At 73.1% G+C, this 14,591-nt stretch carries 11 protein-coding genes; 3 read left to right on the top strand and 8 right to left on the bottom strand.

Annotated features, from left to right (window positions below; all coding sequences use genetic code 11):
• The first annotated feature begins 175 nt into the window (after positions 1-175).
• Together OG852_RS08810 and OG852_RS08805 are read left to right on the top strand one after the other, a co-directional pair.
• Positions 176-538: an ArsR/SmtB family transcription factor gene (locus OG852_RS08810; RefSeq protein ID WP_133913715.1), complete on the top strand. Its 363-nt coding sequence runs from the start codon at positions 176-178 to the stop codon at positions 536-538.
• Between the two features lie 220 nt (positions 539-758).
• Positions 759-2,468 carry an LCP family protein gene (locus OG852_RS08805; protein ID WP_330347536.1) on the top strand — a complete coding sequence of 570 codons (1,710 nt, stop codon included), beginning with the start codon at positions 759-761 and terminating at the stop codon, positions 2,466-2,468.
• Between the two features lie 24 nt (positions 2,469-2,492).
• On the opposite strand, the gene OG852_RS08800 is transcribed toward OG852_RS08805, so the two are convergent.
• The 8 genes from OG852_RS08800 to OG852_RS08765 all read right to left on the bottom strand — a co-directional run bounded on the left by OG852_RS08800 (position 2,493) and on the right by OG852_RS08765 (position 11,932).
• Positions 2,493-3,329, bottom strand: a complete 837-nt coding sequence (locus OG852_RS08800; RefSeq protein WP_133913714.1) for an endo alpha-1,4 polygalactosaminidase — start codon at positions 3,327-3,329, stop codon at positions 2,493-2,495.
• Complete coding sequence (locus OG852_RS08795; RefSeq protein ID WP_133913713.1) at positions 3,326-3,985, bottom strand: spherulation-specific family 4 protein; 660 nt, start codon at positions 3,983-3,985, stop codon at positions 3,326-3,328. The genes OG852_RS08800 and OG852_RS08795 overlap by 4 nt, the downstream gene beginning before the upstream one ends.
• Entirely contained in the window at positions 3,982-4,881 is a 900-nt protein-coding gene (locus tag OG852_RS08790) for an NAD-dependent epimerase/dehydratase family protein (protein WP_330347535.1), read from the bottom strand. The genes OG852_RS08795 and OG852_RS08790 overlap by 4 nt, the downstream gene beginning before the upstream one ends.
• Positions 4,882-4,888: 7 nt before the next feature.
• Positions 4,889-5,602, bottom strand: coding sequence for a nucleotidyltransferase family protein (locus tag OG852_RS08785; protein WP_133913711.1), 714 nt, complete (start codon positions 5,600-5,602; stop codon positions 4,889-4,891).
• A gap of 43 nt (positions 5,603-5,645) precedes the next feature.
• Positions 5,646-6,647 carry a GDP-mannose 4,6-dehydratase gene (locus tag OG852_RS08780; RefSeq protein ID WP_330347534.1) on the bottom strand — a complete coding sequence of 334 codons (1,002 nt, stop codon included), beginning with the start codon at positions 6,645-6,647 and terminating at the stop codon, positions 5,646-5,648.
• 112 nt (positions 6,648-6,759) lie between these two features.
• A complete protein-coding gene (locus OG852_RS08775) occupies positions 6,760-8,178 on the bottom strand; it encodes a hypothetical protein (protein WP_133913709.1) in 1,419 nt (472 codons plus the stop codon).
• Entirely contained in the window at positions 8,175-9,683 is a 1,509-nt protein-coding gene (gene pelF, locus OG852_RS08770) for a GT4 family glycosyltransferase PelF (protein ID WP_330347533.1), read from the bottom strand. The genes OG852_RS08775 and pelF overlap by 4 nt, the downstream gene beginning before the upstream one ends.
• Before the next feature lie 119 nt (positions 9,684-9,802).
• The gene (locus OG852_RS08765) at positions 9,803-11,932 is read right to left on the bottom strand and encodes a hypothetical protein (RefSeq protein ID WP_330347532.1); all 2,130 of its coding nucleotides are present in this window, start codon (positions 11,930-11,932) and stop codon (positions 9,803-9,805) included.
• Positions 11,933-12,474: 542 nt separating this feature from the next.
• On the opposite strand from OG852_RS08765, the gene OG852_RS08760 reads away from it, so the two are divergent.
• A complete protein-coding gene (locus OG852_RS08760) occupies positions 12,475-14,520 on the top strand; it encodes a phosphocholine-specific phospholipase C (protein ID WP_330347531.1) in 2,046 nt (681 codons plus the stop codon).
• Positions 14,521-14,591: the final 71 nt, after the last annotated feature.

The following is a 14,591-nucleotide window of genomic DNA, read 5'->3' as shown; positions in this document are numbered from 1 at the left end:
CGAGCCCGTCCGGGCCGCTGGGCCCGAGTCGTCGCGGTTCTGTCACTCCTTCAGGACATTGCGCGAACCGCCCACCGTGGGCGGCTCCTTCGGTGGCCCCCGGTGTCGGTGCCGACGCCTACACTGGGTACACGCACGTGCGTCGGTGGTGACGCGGAAGGGACGGGAGAGGGCTGTGGCAACCAGCGTCGGTCGCTTCGAGGACCCGTCCGCCGAGGTGCTCGACGAGGCGGCCGCCGCGTTCGGTCTGCTCGCCGCTCCGGCCCGGCTGCACCTCATGTGGGCGCTGTCGCAGGGCGAGAGCGACGTCACCCGCCTCGCCGACCGGGTGGGCGGCGCGCTCCCCGCGGTCAGCCAGCATCTGGCGAAGCTGAAGCTCGCCGGACTCGTGGGCTCCCGCCGCGAGGGCCGACGGCAGGTCTACTACGTCGACGACCCGGACGTCGTGACGGTGGTGCGGGTGATGGTCGGCCAGTTGACCGCCCGCTCGCACCAGACCTCCGCCCCGGTACGGCGCCTGCGCGGCACCGGCGCCTGATCCGGCCGGAATCCCGGGGCCCGTCGACCGCTCCGCCCCCCCGGAGGCGAAAGCCGCCCCGGGGGTTGCATGAGATCCCTCACCTGTGAATTCGCCCAGGATCCGCCCTGCTCAGGCCAGGGCTTTGTTAGATTGCGCAACTACGCAAGCAACCTCGATCTTGATTCCGGCCTCTACCTCTGTGCATCCGTACACCGCCGACCGTTCGTGGGAGTGGTAAATGAGCGACCCGTGGGACGGTCCGGCCGGTCAGGTCACGCGCAGCCGCACCGGCAGGGTGCCCGGCCAGCGCACCGCCTGGCCCGACGAACCGCTTCCGACGGGCGGGCGGGCCGCGGCACGGGCGGCCGCCCGCCGGCGCGGCGGCCGCGGGGCGCGGCGGAACCGGCCGGTGCGGCGCGGCAGGCGGGTGCTGCGGATCCTCGGGCTGTGCCTGGCGGTCCTGGTGCTGGCCACGGCCGGTGCGGGCTGGTGGTTCTACCAGCATCTGAACAGCAACATCAACAGCGTCTCGATCGACGGCAAGGGCGGCAAGGAGAAGGCCGACGCCTTCGGCCGCACCCCGATCAACATCCTGGTCATGGGCTCGGACGGCCGTACCAGCAAGGCGGACTGCAAACTGGGCGGCGGCTGCTCGCAGACGGGGGTGCAGTCCGGCCACGGCAACGCGGACGTGCAGATGGTGGTCCACATATCCGCCGACCGCTCCAACGCCACCGTGATGAGCATCCCGCGCGACACCATGACGAACGTCCCGGCCTGCAAGGACAGTGAGACCGGACAGTCCACGTCCGGCTACTACGGCCAGATCAACAGCGCCCTCCAGTACGGCCCGGCCTGCCAGGTGGCCACCATCCACCAGCTCACCGGCATCCCCATCGACCACTTCGTCAAGCTCGACTTCTCCGGCGTGGTCAAGATGTCCGACGCGGTCGGCGGTGTCTCCGTGTGCGTCAGCGCCAACGTGTACGACACCTACTCGCATCTGAAGCTGTCCAAGGGCACCCACACCCTCAAGGGCGTCGCGGCCCTGGAGTTCGTCCGCTCCCGGCACGGCTTCGGCGACGGCAGCGACCTCGGCCGTACCGTCTCCCAGCACATCTTCCTCAGCGCGATGATCCGCAAGTTCAAGAGCGCGGGCACGCTCACCGACCCCACCGCGGTCTACAGCCTCGCGGACGCGGCCACCAAGGCGCTCACCGTGGACGACGGCCTCGGCAGTGTGAAGAAGCTGATCGGCCTCGCGGACGATGTGAACAAGGTCCCCACCAAGCGGATGACGTTCACCACCATGCAGACGGCGCCCGACCCCTCCGACAGCGACCGGGTCGTGGTGGGCGCCGGCGCCAAGACCCTCTTCTCCACCATCGCCAACGACCAGTCGCTCACCACCGGCTCCGGCAAGAAGTCGGCGGCGGCCTCCGCGACGGCGAAGGCCACCGCCTCGGCGGTCCCCGCGTCCGAGGTCGCCGTCACCGTGGAGAACGGCACCGAGATCACCGGCCGTGCCTCCACCGTCGCCGGTGCCCTCACCGACGCGGGCTTCGACTCGGGGACGACCACCGCCAACGCGCCGAGCCCGGCGGCCACCACGACCCTCACCTACGGCACCGGCCAGAAGGGCGCGGCGCAGACGGCCGCGAAGACCCTCGGCCTGCCGTCCTCCCATCTGAAGCAGGGCAGCGGAACGGGCCTGACCCTGGTCATCGGCAGCGACTGGCCGAGCGGCACCACCTACCCCGGCGGCACCGCCTCGCCCGCGCCCGCCGACACCAAGGCCGCCGTCTCCCGCGCCCACGCCCAGACCGCCGACGAGGCCAAGAAGTGCGCCGAGGTCAGCCCGTACAGGACGGTCGCCCTCAACGGCGTCCCCATGACCCCCACCCAGGCCTACGCGGAGGCGCGGAACAAGCCGGACTCGGACGACTGACCCCCGCCCGCCTCCGGTCCCCGTTCAGCAGGGCTTGCGCCACACCCCCAGTTCCAGCTTCTTCTGCATCGACGACAGCTTCAGCCGCCGCGACTCGGCGCAGAACCTGCTCGTGGGCTCGGCGTACTCCACGTGGAAGACCGCTTTGCCGGCGTCGACGAACGGGGTGAGCCGCGCGCACTCGCCGTACTGGGCGCACTCCTCGTTGACCGCGAAGTCGAAGTCTGCGAGGAGGTCGGGGATCTGCGGCAGGTCGTTCTTCAGCCCCACCGACATCCCGCGCTCGTGCGCCAGAGCGGCGATCATACGGTTGTAGCGGAGCTGGTCGCGCGCGGTGAGCGGGAAGCCGGTCCGGTTGCCGTAGCCCTCCACCAGGTCGGGCTCCACCGCGTCGAAGCCCTTGTCACGGCACATGTCGAAGCGCCGCTCCATGATCGGCCGCAGCACCGAGAGCCTCCGGATGTCCAGCCAGCGCTCGCCCGCCCAGCCGTTGCGCTCACCCAGCACCGACGTCGGGAACTCGTCCCGGTCCGACCGGAAGTCCTCCCACGCCCCGACGTTGATGTAGCAGATGACCTTGCGCCCGTCCCGGTGCAGCCGGGCCACGTCCGCGGCCGTGTTCTCGAAGCCGTCGATGTCGTAGACCGGCACGTCCACCGACGGGTCGACCCTGCTGTTGAGCTGCCACTGCCACGCCAGCCCCGGCCGGGGCTTCCACAGCGCCCGGGTCGACGAGTCCGCCGTACCGGAGGGCGTACCGGAGGCCGACGGTCCGCCCTCGCCCCCGCCGCCCGTGCCGGAGCAGCCCGCCAGCGCCAGCGCACCCGCCAGCAGGATCGCTCGTACCCTGTACCTCATCATTCCGTTCCGCTCAGTGCGGGGGTCAACTCACCCCAGGGATTGGGAAGTTCGCCGGTGACGGGACCGCACACCGCCGCGCCCCGCTCACCCGCGGTACGCACCGCGAGCGGCACCAGCGCCGCCGGGACGCCGTACACCAGATGGCAGAGCCGTCCGGGCGCCTGCCGCGCGGTCCAGTCCGGGCGGGTGAACGCCGAGACGTACGTGGACCAGTGGCCCTCGAAGGTGACCGTCAGATCGGCGAGCCGGGCGTAGCCGGGCGCCGGGTGGACCCCGGGGTTGAGGACGACCGTCCCCGCGCCCGTCCGGCGCACGCCCCTCACCAGCGCCCGGCAGGCGGGCAGCGCGTCCGGGGTCGCCGTCACCTGGTCGAGGAAGCAGCCGTCGACCGCGTACCACTCCCGGTGCCGGCGCACATCGGCCACCACGTCGGCGTGCTCGCGCACCCCGTAGTCGGTGTCGACGTACCCGAGGACGCGCGCGCCCGCCTCCCTGAGGGCCCCGGCCGCCGCGGCGAACGCGGGGTCGGGGCCCTTGCCGGGCCCGTTCGCGGGGTTGAGGATCACGCCGTACGTGCGCCCCGCGCCCCGGATCAGACGGTGCCAGGCGCCCGGATCCTCGGCGGGGTGCACGTACAGCGGAATCAGCAGGCTCACGGCGTGCCGTCGCCTTCCCACAGCGCGGCCAGCGCCTCGTCGAGGGTGTGCGCGGGCCGCCAGCCCAGGGCCTGCTCGGCGGCCGCGATGGCGGAGCACTGCCAGGACACCTCGCCGGAGCGGACCGACCGGCCGCCGCCCGTGCTCTCCTCGACGCGGCCGCGGAAACCGGCCTGCGAGGCCAGGCCGAGCACCAGCTCGCGCACCGGGACGGCACGGCCCGCGCCGATGTTCAGGATCCCCGGCAGCGGGCCCGGCGCGGTGACGGCGAGCTCGGCCGCGCGCGCCACGTCCCGTACGTCCACGAAGTCACGGTGGGCGGACAGATCGCCGAGCCGCAGCACCGCGTCCGGGTCCCGGCCCGCCTCCCGCAGCAAACCCGCCAGCCGGCCCGGCAGTCCGGCGGGCGGCGCCCCCGGCCCCACCGGGTTGCCCACCCGCAGCACCACCGCGTCCAGGCCGGACGCGGTCACCACCGCCGTGCCCGCGAGCTTGGTCGCGCCGTACGGGCCGACGGGGCAGGTCGGACCGGACTCGGTCGCCGGGCTGCCGGCGACGCCGGGACCGTACTCGGCGGCGGAGCCCAGGTGCACCAGCCGGGCCCCCGGCGCCGCCTCCCGCAGCGCCGCGCACAGCACGGCCGGGCCGCGGGCGTTGACCTCGGCGAGCGTCACGGCGTCACCGCCGGTCGCGCCCGCGCAGTTGACCACCGCGTCGGGCGCGGCGAGGGCCAGGGTCCCGGCCAGCTCCTCGGCGCGGACCGTGGCGAGGTCGACCTCGTGGTCCGCGCCGGGGGAGCGGCCGGCGCCGAGGACCAGCGCGCCCGGCAGGGCCCGCAGTCGTGCGGCGACGTGGGCCCCGAGATAGCCGGTGGAGCCCAGGACGAGAATGCGCATCGGGTGCTCAGGCTCCCTTGAGGAGATGGGACTTGCGGGTGGTGAACTCCGCGTTGGCGCGGTCGTAGTCGTCGGGGCGCCCGATGTCCAGCCAGTAGCCGTCGAACTCGTAGGCGTGCGGCCCGTTCTGAGCGCTTATCAGGTCGAGGACCAACTCGTCGAAACCGAGCGGCAGTCCGGCCGTGTAGCCCTCCAGCGTCGAGCGGGACAGACCGTAGACGCCCATCGAGACGCGGTAGTCCATGCTGGGCTTCTCGGTGAACGCGACCACCTTCGAGGAGTCGGTGGTCAGCACCCCGAAGTCGATGTGCACCTTGCGGGCGTAGGTGGCGATGGTCAGCGGCGCCCCCGACGCGCGGTGCGTGCGCAGGACGTCCGCGTAGTCGAGGTCGGTCAGGACGTCGCCGTTCATCACCAGGAACGTCTCGGGCAGGTCCTCACGCAGGGTGAGCAGCGGGCCGAGGGTGCCGAGCGGGCTCTCCTCCGTGGCGTAGTCGATCCGCAGGCCCCAGGCGGCTCCGTCACCGACGTAGGCGCGGATGATCTCGCCGAGGTGGCCGATGGCGATGGTGCAGCTCGTGAAGCCGGATGTGGCGAGCTGGCGCAGCACGATCTCCAGGATCGCGTGCTGGTCCCCGATGGGCACCAGCGGCTTGGGCAGCGCGGTGGTGTAGGGCCGCAGCCGGACGCCTTTGCCTCCGGCCAGAATCACTGCGTGCACGGACTCCTCCTTCGTGTCCTTGGGTGTGGGTGTGCGGGGGTGGTCAGATGTTGTAGATGCCGGTCTTGTAGCGGGCCAGATGGGCCGGGTCGCGGAAGAACTCCACGGTCTGCGCGAGGCCTTCCTCCAGGGTGTGCGCGGGCTGCCAGCCGGTGGCGGCGGCGAGCCGGCTCGCGTCCGCGACCAGCCGCATCACCTCGGAGTTCGCGGGCCGGATGCGCGCGGTGTCCTCGCGGACGTCGAGCGCGGTGTCCATCACCTTCCCGATCAGTGCGACCAGGTCGCCGACCGAGATCTCCCCGCCGGTCCCGGCGTTGAAGGTGCGGCCCACCACCCGTTCGGCGGGCGCGGTGCCGACGGCGAGGAACGCCCGCGCGGTGTCCTTGACGAAGGTGAAGTCCCGGGTGGGCCGGAGGTCGCCCAGGGTGAGGGTGCGTTCGCCGGCCGCCACCTGGCCGATCACGGTGGGGATGACCGCGCGCATCGACTGGCGCGGCCCGAAGGTGTTGAACGGCCGCAGCGTCACCACGGGAGTGTCGAAGCTGGCGTGGTAGCTGTCGGCCAGCCGGTCCCCGCCGGCCTTCGAAGCGGCGTACGGGGACTGGGTGTTGATGGGGTGGTCCTCGGTGATCGGCACGGTCCGCGCGGTGCCGTACGTCTCACTGGTGGAGGTGTGCACCAGCCGGGGCGTGCCCAGCGCGCGCACCGCCTCCAGCACGTTCAGCGTGCCGGTGACGTTGGTGTCCACATAGCTGTGCGGTGCCCGGTACGAGTACGGGATCGCGATGAGCGCGGCCAGGTGGTAGGCCGTGTCGGCCCCTTCGAGCAGGCCGCGCACCGAGCCCGGGTCCCGGACGTCGCCCAGGACGATCTCCACCTGGTCGAGGACGTCCGGGTGCAGGGTCTCCAGCCAGCCGTACGAGGAGAACGAGTTGTACTGGGCCATGGCCCGCACCCGGTGCCCGGAGGCGACCAGCGCCTCGGTGAGATGCGAGCCGATGAAGCCCTCGGCCCCGGTGACGGCGGCGAGCGGTGTGGAGGTCAACTCCGGTGTTCCTTCCGATGGTGCGTGTGCGTGTGCGTGTGCGTGTGGGGGGGTGGGTGGTGGAGCGTGGGGGTGGGTGAGAACGTCGTGGGCCGTGGCGAGCGCGGGGCGCTCAGGCGTGCGGCGCGGGACGGCCGAGCTGCCACAGCGCGTACGCCGTCAGACAGAGCGCGGCGACGCCGCAGGCCAGCCGGAGCGCCGCGCCCGGGCCCGGCGGCAGGCCGAGGAGGGCGACCGTCCCGGCGCCGCCGGCGGCGGCGAGCGAGACGACGGCCGACGGCCAGGCGGCGCCGAACGCCTGCAGCAGCAGGGCGGTCCACAAGGCGGCCGCGAGGAGCAGCAGCGCGGTCGGCGGGGCCCCGGTGACCAGCGCCGCCGGCACCAGCGGCAGCAGATAGGCGAGCAGACAGACGGCGAGGACGCCGGCCGAGCGCAGCAGGAACCCGGCGGGGGTCGCGGTAGCGCGCAGGGCGGCCACCGACAGACCACGGTAGCGGTACAGCAGCCACTCCGCGGGCCCCATGCTGAGGGTCAGCACGAGCACCGCGTACGGCTCCTCGCGCGCCTCCAGCAGCACCAGCACCCCGGCCGCCAGCCCGAACAGGCCGTACGGCACCGACCACATGAGGCGCGGGCGGGCCCCGCCGGGCGCGGCGGGCGCGGTCAGCGCCGTGCGCAGCGCCAGGCCGGTCACGGCGAGCGTGGCCAGCAGGGCCAGCGCCGGCAGCGCGGCCCGCAGCGGCTCGCCCGGTTCCCACCACGGCAGGACGACGGCACCCGCGATCAGCGGGCAGAGCGCGGCCAGCAGCAGCCGCTCCCGTGCCAGTACCAGCAGGACGCCCGCCGCCGCCAGATACAGCGACTGGGCGGCCGCGGCCAGGATCACCGGCCCGCTCCCGGCGAGCGGCGCGGCGGCCGCGGTGGCGAGGGCGGCCCCGAGGGGCGCGCCGGCGAGCAGCGTACGGCCCGCCTCGCGCCGCCCGGTCGCCCCGCGCAGATGGGCGCGGTGACCGAGCCCCTGCCCCCAGGCCCAGGAGATCAGGCCCGCCACGATCAGCGCGGGGGCGTGCGCTCCGGCGTCCCACAGCGGCCGGGTGAGCGGATAGGCCAGTCCCGGCAGGGCGAACAGCACGCCCCGCAGCAGACAGCGCACCGTGTCCGGGCGCCATACGTCGGCGGCCGGGGCGGGCTCCGGGAAGGTCCGCGGCACCCGCTCGTACAACGCGGCGGCCAGCGAGAACAGGCTCGCATGGCCGTACTCCTCCTTGATCGAGGCGGCCGACAGGCCCTCCGCCTCCAGCAGCGCGGCCACCTCGTAGGGGTGGACGGCGGGCCCGACGCGGTCGGCGAGTTCGGCGGCCAGCCGGCTCACCGCCTCCTCGTCGGGGCCGTGCCGGGGCAGCCGGAGGGCGAGCGTGGCGTCGTCCGCCAACCGGCGCGGCCGACGGCGCGGGGGACGTGTCTCGGCGAGCCGCAGCGCCAGCGTGTCCTGTTCGGACCCGCCGGGTTCCAGGGAGATCGGCCCGCTCATCCGGCGACCGTGCCGACCGGAGCGAGCGGACGGGGCGGCACGGGTATCGCCGCGGGTTCCCGCGCCGCCGTGGGCAGTTCGAGGTAGAGGGAGCGGAAGGTGTCGACGGTCCGGCGCAGGGTGAACTGCTCGATCACCCGCAGCCGGGCCGCCTCGCCCATCGCGCGGCGCCGTACCGGGTCGCCCAGCAGCTCCAGCGCGGCGGAGGCCATCGAGCGGGGGTCGCGGGGCGGTACCACGAGCCCGGTGTCGCCGACCGCCTCCCGCACTCCGCCCACATCGGTGGAGACGGTCGTCCGCCCGCACGACATGGCCTCGATCAGCGTGAACGGAAAGCCCTCGCTGATGCTGGACAGCATCACGACGGTGCCGGCCGCGTAGGCGTCCTTGATGTCGTCGACCCGGCCCTCGAAGGTGACGGCGTCCGCCTGTCCCAGCTCGGCGGCGAGCGCCTCGCACCGCTCGCGGTACGCCTCCCCGCCGCGCGGGGTGCCGCCGAACAACCTCAGGCGGCAGTCGGGGAGTTCGGCCCGGACGAGCGCGAAGGCCCGGATCAGGGTCTCCAGGTCCTTGATCGGGTCGACCCGGCCGGCCCAGCTCAGGGTGAGCGTGTCGGGCTCGGGCCCGGCGGGCGGGAACGCGGCCGGGTCCACGCCGTTGTAGACGGTGCGGATGGACTCCGGGGCGGCGCCGCCCTGCTCCTCCCACAGCCGGTTGTAGCGGTTGCCCGGGGTGATCAGGGCGGCCCGCCGGTAGGTCTCCTCCGCCAGCAGCCGGAAGAAGCCGAGGACGACCGCCTTCACCGGCCAGCGGTAGGGCGCGGTGCGGTAGCCGAGGTAGCGCTCGCGCAGATACACGCCGTGCTCGGTCAACAGCAGCGGTACACCGTGCCGTTCGTGGGCGGCGAGGCCCGGCAGGACGGCCACTCCGCCGCTGACCGCGTGGGCCACCCCGGTCTCGGGGGCGGGTGCGGCGAGCGGGCGCAGGGCGTGCTCCAGGAGGGCGGTCGCGGTGAGCGCGTCGTGCAGGGTCGGGCGCGCCTCGCGCACCGCGAGGCCCGGCCGGTTCCACACCGAGGTGAGGATCGCGATCGCCCGGTCGCCCCGCAGGAACGGGCCGAGCGCTCCGTCCGCCGCGGCCCGGCCCAGCGTGTACAGGGCGGGCCCGAAGCGGTCCTCGGCGCGCGGGTCGAGCAGGGCGGTGAGGAACTCCTCGTAGCAGCGGGCGAGCCGGGCGCGGGCGCGGCCCCGGGGCGCGCGGCCCTCGGGCGGGTCGCCCCACATCGGGACGGACAGCACGCGCGAGACATGGGCGGGCAGGTCCCAGACGACGGCCTCGCGTCCGGTGCCGGTGACGGCGATGACGTCGAAGTCGATGTCGGGCATGCCCTGGACGAGTTGGTCGCACCAGACGCTCACACCGCCGTGACTGTGCGGGTAGGTGCCTTCGGTGAGCAGGGTGACGCGCGCCGCGCCGGAGCGGCGCGCGCCGTGGGGAACGTGCATCGGTGGGCTCCACGGCCGAGGTGTGGGGTGGTTCGTGCCCGGTGAGCCCCTGGCAGGGCCCACCGGTGGTCCGGCCGCTGTCGGCGGCCGGAGGTTCCTTCGGTCGGTCGGTGCGCCGTTCAGTTGTCCGCGGTGTACGGGACCTGCTCGGTCACGCCCGCCGGGACCCGTGTGTCCGGTGCGGGCCCGGTGGCCGTGGGCGGCTCGGAGGTGTCGGCGGCCGGGGCCGCGGCGGAGGCCGGCAGGGTGAGCGTGAGGGGGGTGCCGGCGGAGGGCGTCCAGCCGGACACCCCGCCCGCGTACGCCGTCCCGAAGGCGGCGCCCGCCAGGGTGGTGCCGCTGGGCAGGGAGGCGGTGACGTCCACCCCGTCCGGTGCCTCGACGGTGACGGTGTCGCCGATGCGGTAGGCGGTCACCCGGTCGTCCCGCACGGCGGCCTGCCAGGCGGCCCGGCGCTCGAGCTCGGTGCCGATGTCCTTCATCCGCAGGTTCACCACCGGGGTGTCGTCCGCGAAGAGGGCCCGGTAGCCGTCGAGGACGCCGTCGAGGACGGGATAGGCGAGGCGGTCCTCGGCGAGGTTCGACTGATGGATGTAGTGCGGCCTGGGGTCGTTGGCGAGGACGTGTCCGAGGGCGATGCGGGTCTCGCGCGGCACGATGTGGTCGGTGTAGCCGGTGGCGGGGTCCAGTGGGGCCGGGAGGCAGGTGGTGGTGGCGGGATTGTCCTCGCAGACGCCGCTGCCGCCCTGCGCCCGGGCGGTGTAGAGCCAGTTGTACTCGTCGACCTGTTCGACCGCCCTGCCCGCGTTGTAGAAGACGTTCATCGGATGGCGGGGGACGGTGGTGGCGGCGCCGAGCCGGCGCTGGTCGGGTTCACGGGAGGCGTCGGAGCCGAGCCAGTCGACGCCGTTGTCGGCGAGCGCGAGCGCCAGGTTGGGGTTGTCCACGGGCTGCTGCGGCAGCACTTTCGTGCCGGAGTGCTCGCCGGTGACCAACTCGTCGTCGTCCAGGGGGAGTCCGTTGGCCTGCCCCCAGGTGCGGTTGTTCGCGATCTGGTCGGAGATCTCGGTCCGGCTCACCCACCGGGTGGAGCCGTCGGCGTCGGTGGAGCACTTCCACGGCACCACCGTGGTGTCCTGCACACAGCCGAGGAAGGGGTGCGCGTAGGTGTGGTTGATCCAGCGGAACCGGTCCCTGTCGGCGAGGAGTCGGTCGGCGAGGGCGTCGGCCCCGATGTTCGCGGTGCGGGTGTCGACGGTGCCGGCCGCGTTGTAGGCCAGGTCCAGGGTGAAGTCCCTGCTGGTCTGCCAGGCGGCGGCGTGGGCGGCGTCGGCGGCGGTCATCCGGATCGGGTCGGGGGTGGCGCCCGGGTCGGCGCAGTCGACGTCGCCGGGGGTGCAGTCGAGGGCGGAGTTCCAGCGGTCGTCGGCGGCGAACACGTCGTCCACGTGCACGGCGAAGTAGTTGCGGGAGGAGCCGAGATGGACACCGCCGGTCATCCACTCCACGATGCCGCGGGCCAGCAGCCGGAACTGCTGCTGGTACCGGTTGTAGACGAAGGTGACGACCAGCTCGCGCCGCCCGTCGTGCCGGTACTCGCCCACCAGGGAGCCCCGGGTCGACCGCCCGGGGATCGGGGCGTCGACGTACGGGGTGAAGTCGGCGCCCGGCGCGGGCGTCGCCAGGTAGGCGTAGCTCTCCCCGACGGCCGGGTCGTTGTCCTCGAAGGGCACCGCCCCGTCGAGGTAGCCGAACGGCCCGGACCTCCCGGCGGTGGTCACCGCGGCCTGTACCCCGTCGAGCCCGCCGGAGTAGCCGCCGTGCACGGGGTACTGCAGTCCCGCTTCCGGACGCGCGTAGGTGTAGGCGTCGACCTGGGGGATGCCGTAGGTCTGTTCGTAGGCCGCGAGGGCCGCCATCTCGGGCGAACCGGCCTCGAACGGGTTGTCGTCGGGCAGCACGACGGCCTGGAACCGGGCGCGGGGCCGGCCGTCGACGGTGTCGGCGAGGAAGGCCGCGTCGATGATCGGCCGGCCGGACCGGGTGAGGTCGATCTCGGTGTACGGCGTCCCCGCCGCCGTCAGTTCCGCCGCGATGGCCCCGGTGGCCGGGCCGCCGTCGCTCACCAGGAGAACCCGCAGGTCGACGCGGGGTGTGGCGGCGTCGGCACGAGCCGTGCCGGCCGGCAGGCCGAACGCGGCGATGAGCGCGCCCACCGTGAGCGCGGTGGTGCGTGTGGTCCGCTTCATGCGGTGAAGTCCCCTCCCCCGGGCAGGGGCGGGCACGGCTCCCCCGGAGCCGGCGTACCCCCTTGCGGGACGCCGGCTCCCCCTCCGAGGCCGGTCGTCTCCGCATCCGTGGCGTCAACTTAGTGAGGAGTCCGTGGGGGTTGTGTGATCTTGCCGTGAAACATGACGGAAAAGTGCACTTGAGCCCTTGGTTCGACAGACAACCGAATCATCTGCTTTTCCGTCCGCGATGCCGGCGGGGCGCGTCGGGCGCAAGCGCTTCATGTGCTGGTCGGGGCCTCGGGTGGGGGGGCGGCGGATCCCGGGTGACCCCCGCCGAACCGCCAGTGGTCCATACCGCGGGGGACGGCCGCGATCAGGCCGGAATTCGGTCACTCTCACGGGGGAACGGGGCCTTTGGGGGATCCTTGATCCTCTGCACATCCCCCGTACCGTCGACCTTCACGCGGACGCCATCGCACCCTTCCCCGACGTTCGATGCCCTTGGAACACTCGCATCCCGTCACGTGAGACCCGCCTTCCGCACGAGAGGTCCCTCACCCATGTCCGAGGTCAACCGGCGTCGCTTCCTCCAACTCGCGGGCGCCACCACCGCGTTCACCGCGCTCTCCGGCAGCATCGAGCGCGCCGCCGCGCTGCCCGCGAACCACCGCACGGGGTCGATCGAGGACGTCGAGCACATCGTCGTCCTGATGCAGGAGAACCGCTCCTTCGACCACTACTTCGGCACGCTGAGGGGCGTCCGCGGCTTCGGCGACCCGCGCCCGGTGACCCTCGCGAACGGCAGGCCGGTCTGGCACCAGTCCGACGGCACCAAGGACGTCCTGCCCTTCCACCCCGACGCCGACGACCTGGGGATGGCCTTCCTCCAGGACCTCCCGCACGGCTGGAACGACGGCCACGCCGCCTTCCACGGGGGCAAGTACGACGGCTGGATCGCCGCCAAGTCCGCGACGACGATGGCGTATCTCAACCGCCAGGACATCCCGTTCCACTACGCGCTGGCCGACGCCTTCACCCTCTGCGACGCCTACCACTGCTCGTTCATCGGCTCGACCGACCCCAACCGCTACTACCTGTGGACCGGTTACACCGGCAACGACGGCAAGGGCGGCGGCCCGGTCCTCGGCAACGACGAGGCCGGCTACAACTGGACGACGTATCCGGAGCGGCTGGAGAAGGCGGGCGTCTCCTGGAAGATCTACCAGGACGTCGGCGACGGTCTGGACAAGGCCGGCGGCTGGGGCTGGATCGAGGACGCCTATCGCGGCAACTACGGCGACAACTCCCTGCTGTACTTCACCCAGTACCAGAACGCCCAGCCGGGCGACCCCCTGTACGACAAGGCCCGTACCGGCACCGACGCCCGCAAGGGCGAGGGCTTCTTCGACCGGCTCAGGGCGGACGTCACGGGCGGGAAGCTGCCGCAGATCTCCTGGATCGTCGCCCCCGAGGCCTTCACCGAGCACCCCAACTGGCCCGCGAACTACGGCGCCTGGTACGTCGCCCAGGTCCTCGACGCCCTCACCTCGGACCCGAAGGTGTGGGCGAGGACCGCCCTGTTCATCACGTACGACGAGAACGACGGCTTCTTCGACCACGTGGTCCCGGCGTTCCCGCCCGCCTCCGCCGCGCAGGGCAGGTCCACGGTCGACACCGGCCCGGACGTCTTCAAGGGCGACGGCTCCCATGTCGCCGGCCCCTACGGCCTCGGCCAGCGTGTCCCGATGCTGGTCGTCTCCCCATGGAGCAAGGGCGGTTACGTCTGCTCCGAGACCTTCGACCACACCTCCGTCATCCGGTTCATGGAGCGCCGCTTCGGCGTCCACGAGCCGAACATCTCGCCCTGGCGGCGCACGGTCTGCGGCGACCTGACCTCCGCGTTCGACTTCGGCCGCACGGACACCCGCCCGGTCTCCCTGCCCGACACCGACGGCTACGAGCCCCCGGACAAGGACCGCCACCCGGACTACTTGCCCACCCCGCCCGCGATCCCCGTCCTGCCGAGGCAGGAGCGCGGCCACCGCCCCACCCGTCCGCTCAAGTACGCCCCGTTCGTGGACGGTTCGGCGAACGGCGCGGCCGGCGAGATCACCCTCACCTTCGCCTCCGGCGCCAAGGCCGGTGCCGCCTTCCTCGTCACCTCCGGCAACCGCGCGGACGGGCCCTGGAGTTACACCACCGGCTCGGGCAAGACCCTCTCCGACACCTGGAACCCCGCCACCTCCGGCGGCTCCTACGACCTGACCGTGCACGGCCCCAACGGCTTCCTGCGCACCTTCCGGGGCAAGGAGCCGGGCCTCGAGGCGATCGCGCGGCACGTCGGCGACGGCCTCGACCTCACCTTCACCAACAAGACCTCCCACCCGGCCGTGCTGAAGCTCGCCGACGGCTACGGCGGCCGGACCGCGACCGTGCGGGTGCGCGCCGGAGCCGTCGTGCGGCACTCCGTCGACCTGACGCGGAGCCGGCGCTGGTACGACCTCACCGTCACGGCCGACGTCGACGCCGACTTCGTACGGCGGTTCGCCGGACATGTCGAGAACGGGCGCCCCGGCGTCAGCGACCCGGCGATCGTCACGGATTAGCAAAGGGCCCGGCGCGCGGGCAAATGCGGCGTGAACACCGCCTCGTGGGGACTGGTCAGGTCCCGGCGGGC

The organism is Streptomyces sp. NBC_00582, assembly GCF_036345155.1.
In the GTDB taxonomy this organism is placed as follows: domain Bacteria; phylum Actinomycetota; class Actinomycetes; order Streptomycetales; family Streptomycetaceae; genus Streptomyces.
The sequence above is the reverse complement of the archived record's forward strand: the minus strand, read 5'-3'. Positions and strand labels throughout refer to the sequence as shown.

Bases quoted from the DNA above. Each gene is read 5' to 3' on its own strand.
- OG852_RS08805 (WP_330347536.1), top strand. From the start codon at position 759: ATGAGCGACCCGTGGGACGGTCCGGCCGGTCAGGTCACGCGCAGCCGC.
- OG852_RS08800 (WP_133913714.1), bottom strand. From the start codon at position 3,329: ATGATGAGGTACAGGGTACGAGCGATCCTGCTGGCGGGTGCGCTGGCG.
- OG852_RS08790 (WP_330347535.1), bottom strand. From the start codon at position 4,881: ATGCGCATTCTCGTCCTGGGCTCCACCGGCTATCTCGGGGCCCACGTC.
- OG852_RS08775 (WP_133913709.1), bottom strand. From the start codon at position 8,178: ATGAGCGGGCCGATCTCCCTGGAACCCGGCGGGTCCGAACAGGACACG.
- pelF (WP_330347533.1), bottom strand. From the start codon at position 9,683: ATGCACGTTCCCCACGGCGCGCGCCGCTCCGGCGCGGCGCGCGTCACC.
- OG852_RS08765 (WP_330347532.1), bottom strand. From the start codon at position 11,932: ATGAAGCGGACCACACGCACCACCGCGCTCACGGTGGGCGCGCTCATC.
- OG852_RS08760 (WP_330347531.1), top strand. From the start codon at position 12,475: ATGTCCGAGGTCAACCGGCGTCGCTTCCTCCAACTCGCGGGCGCCACC.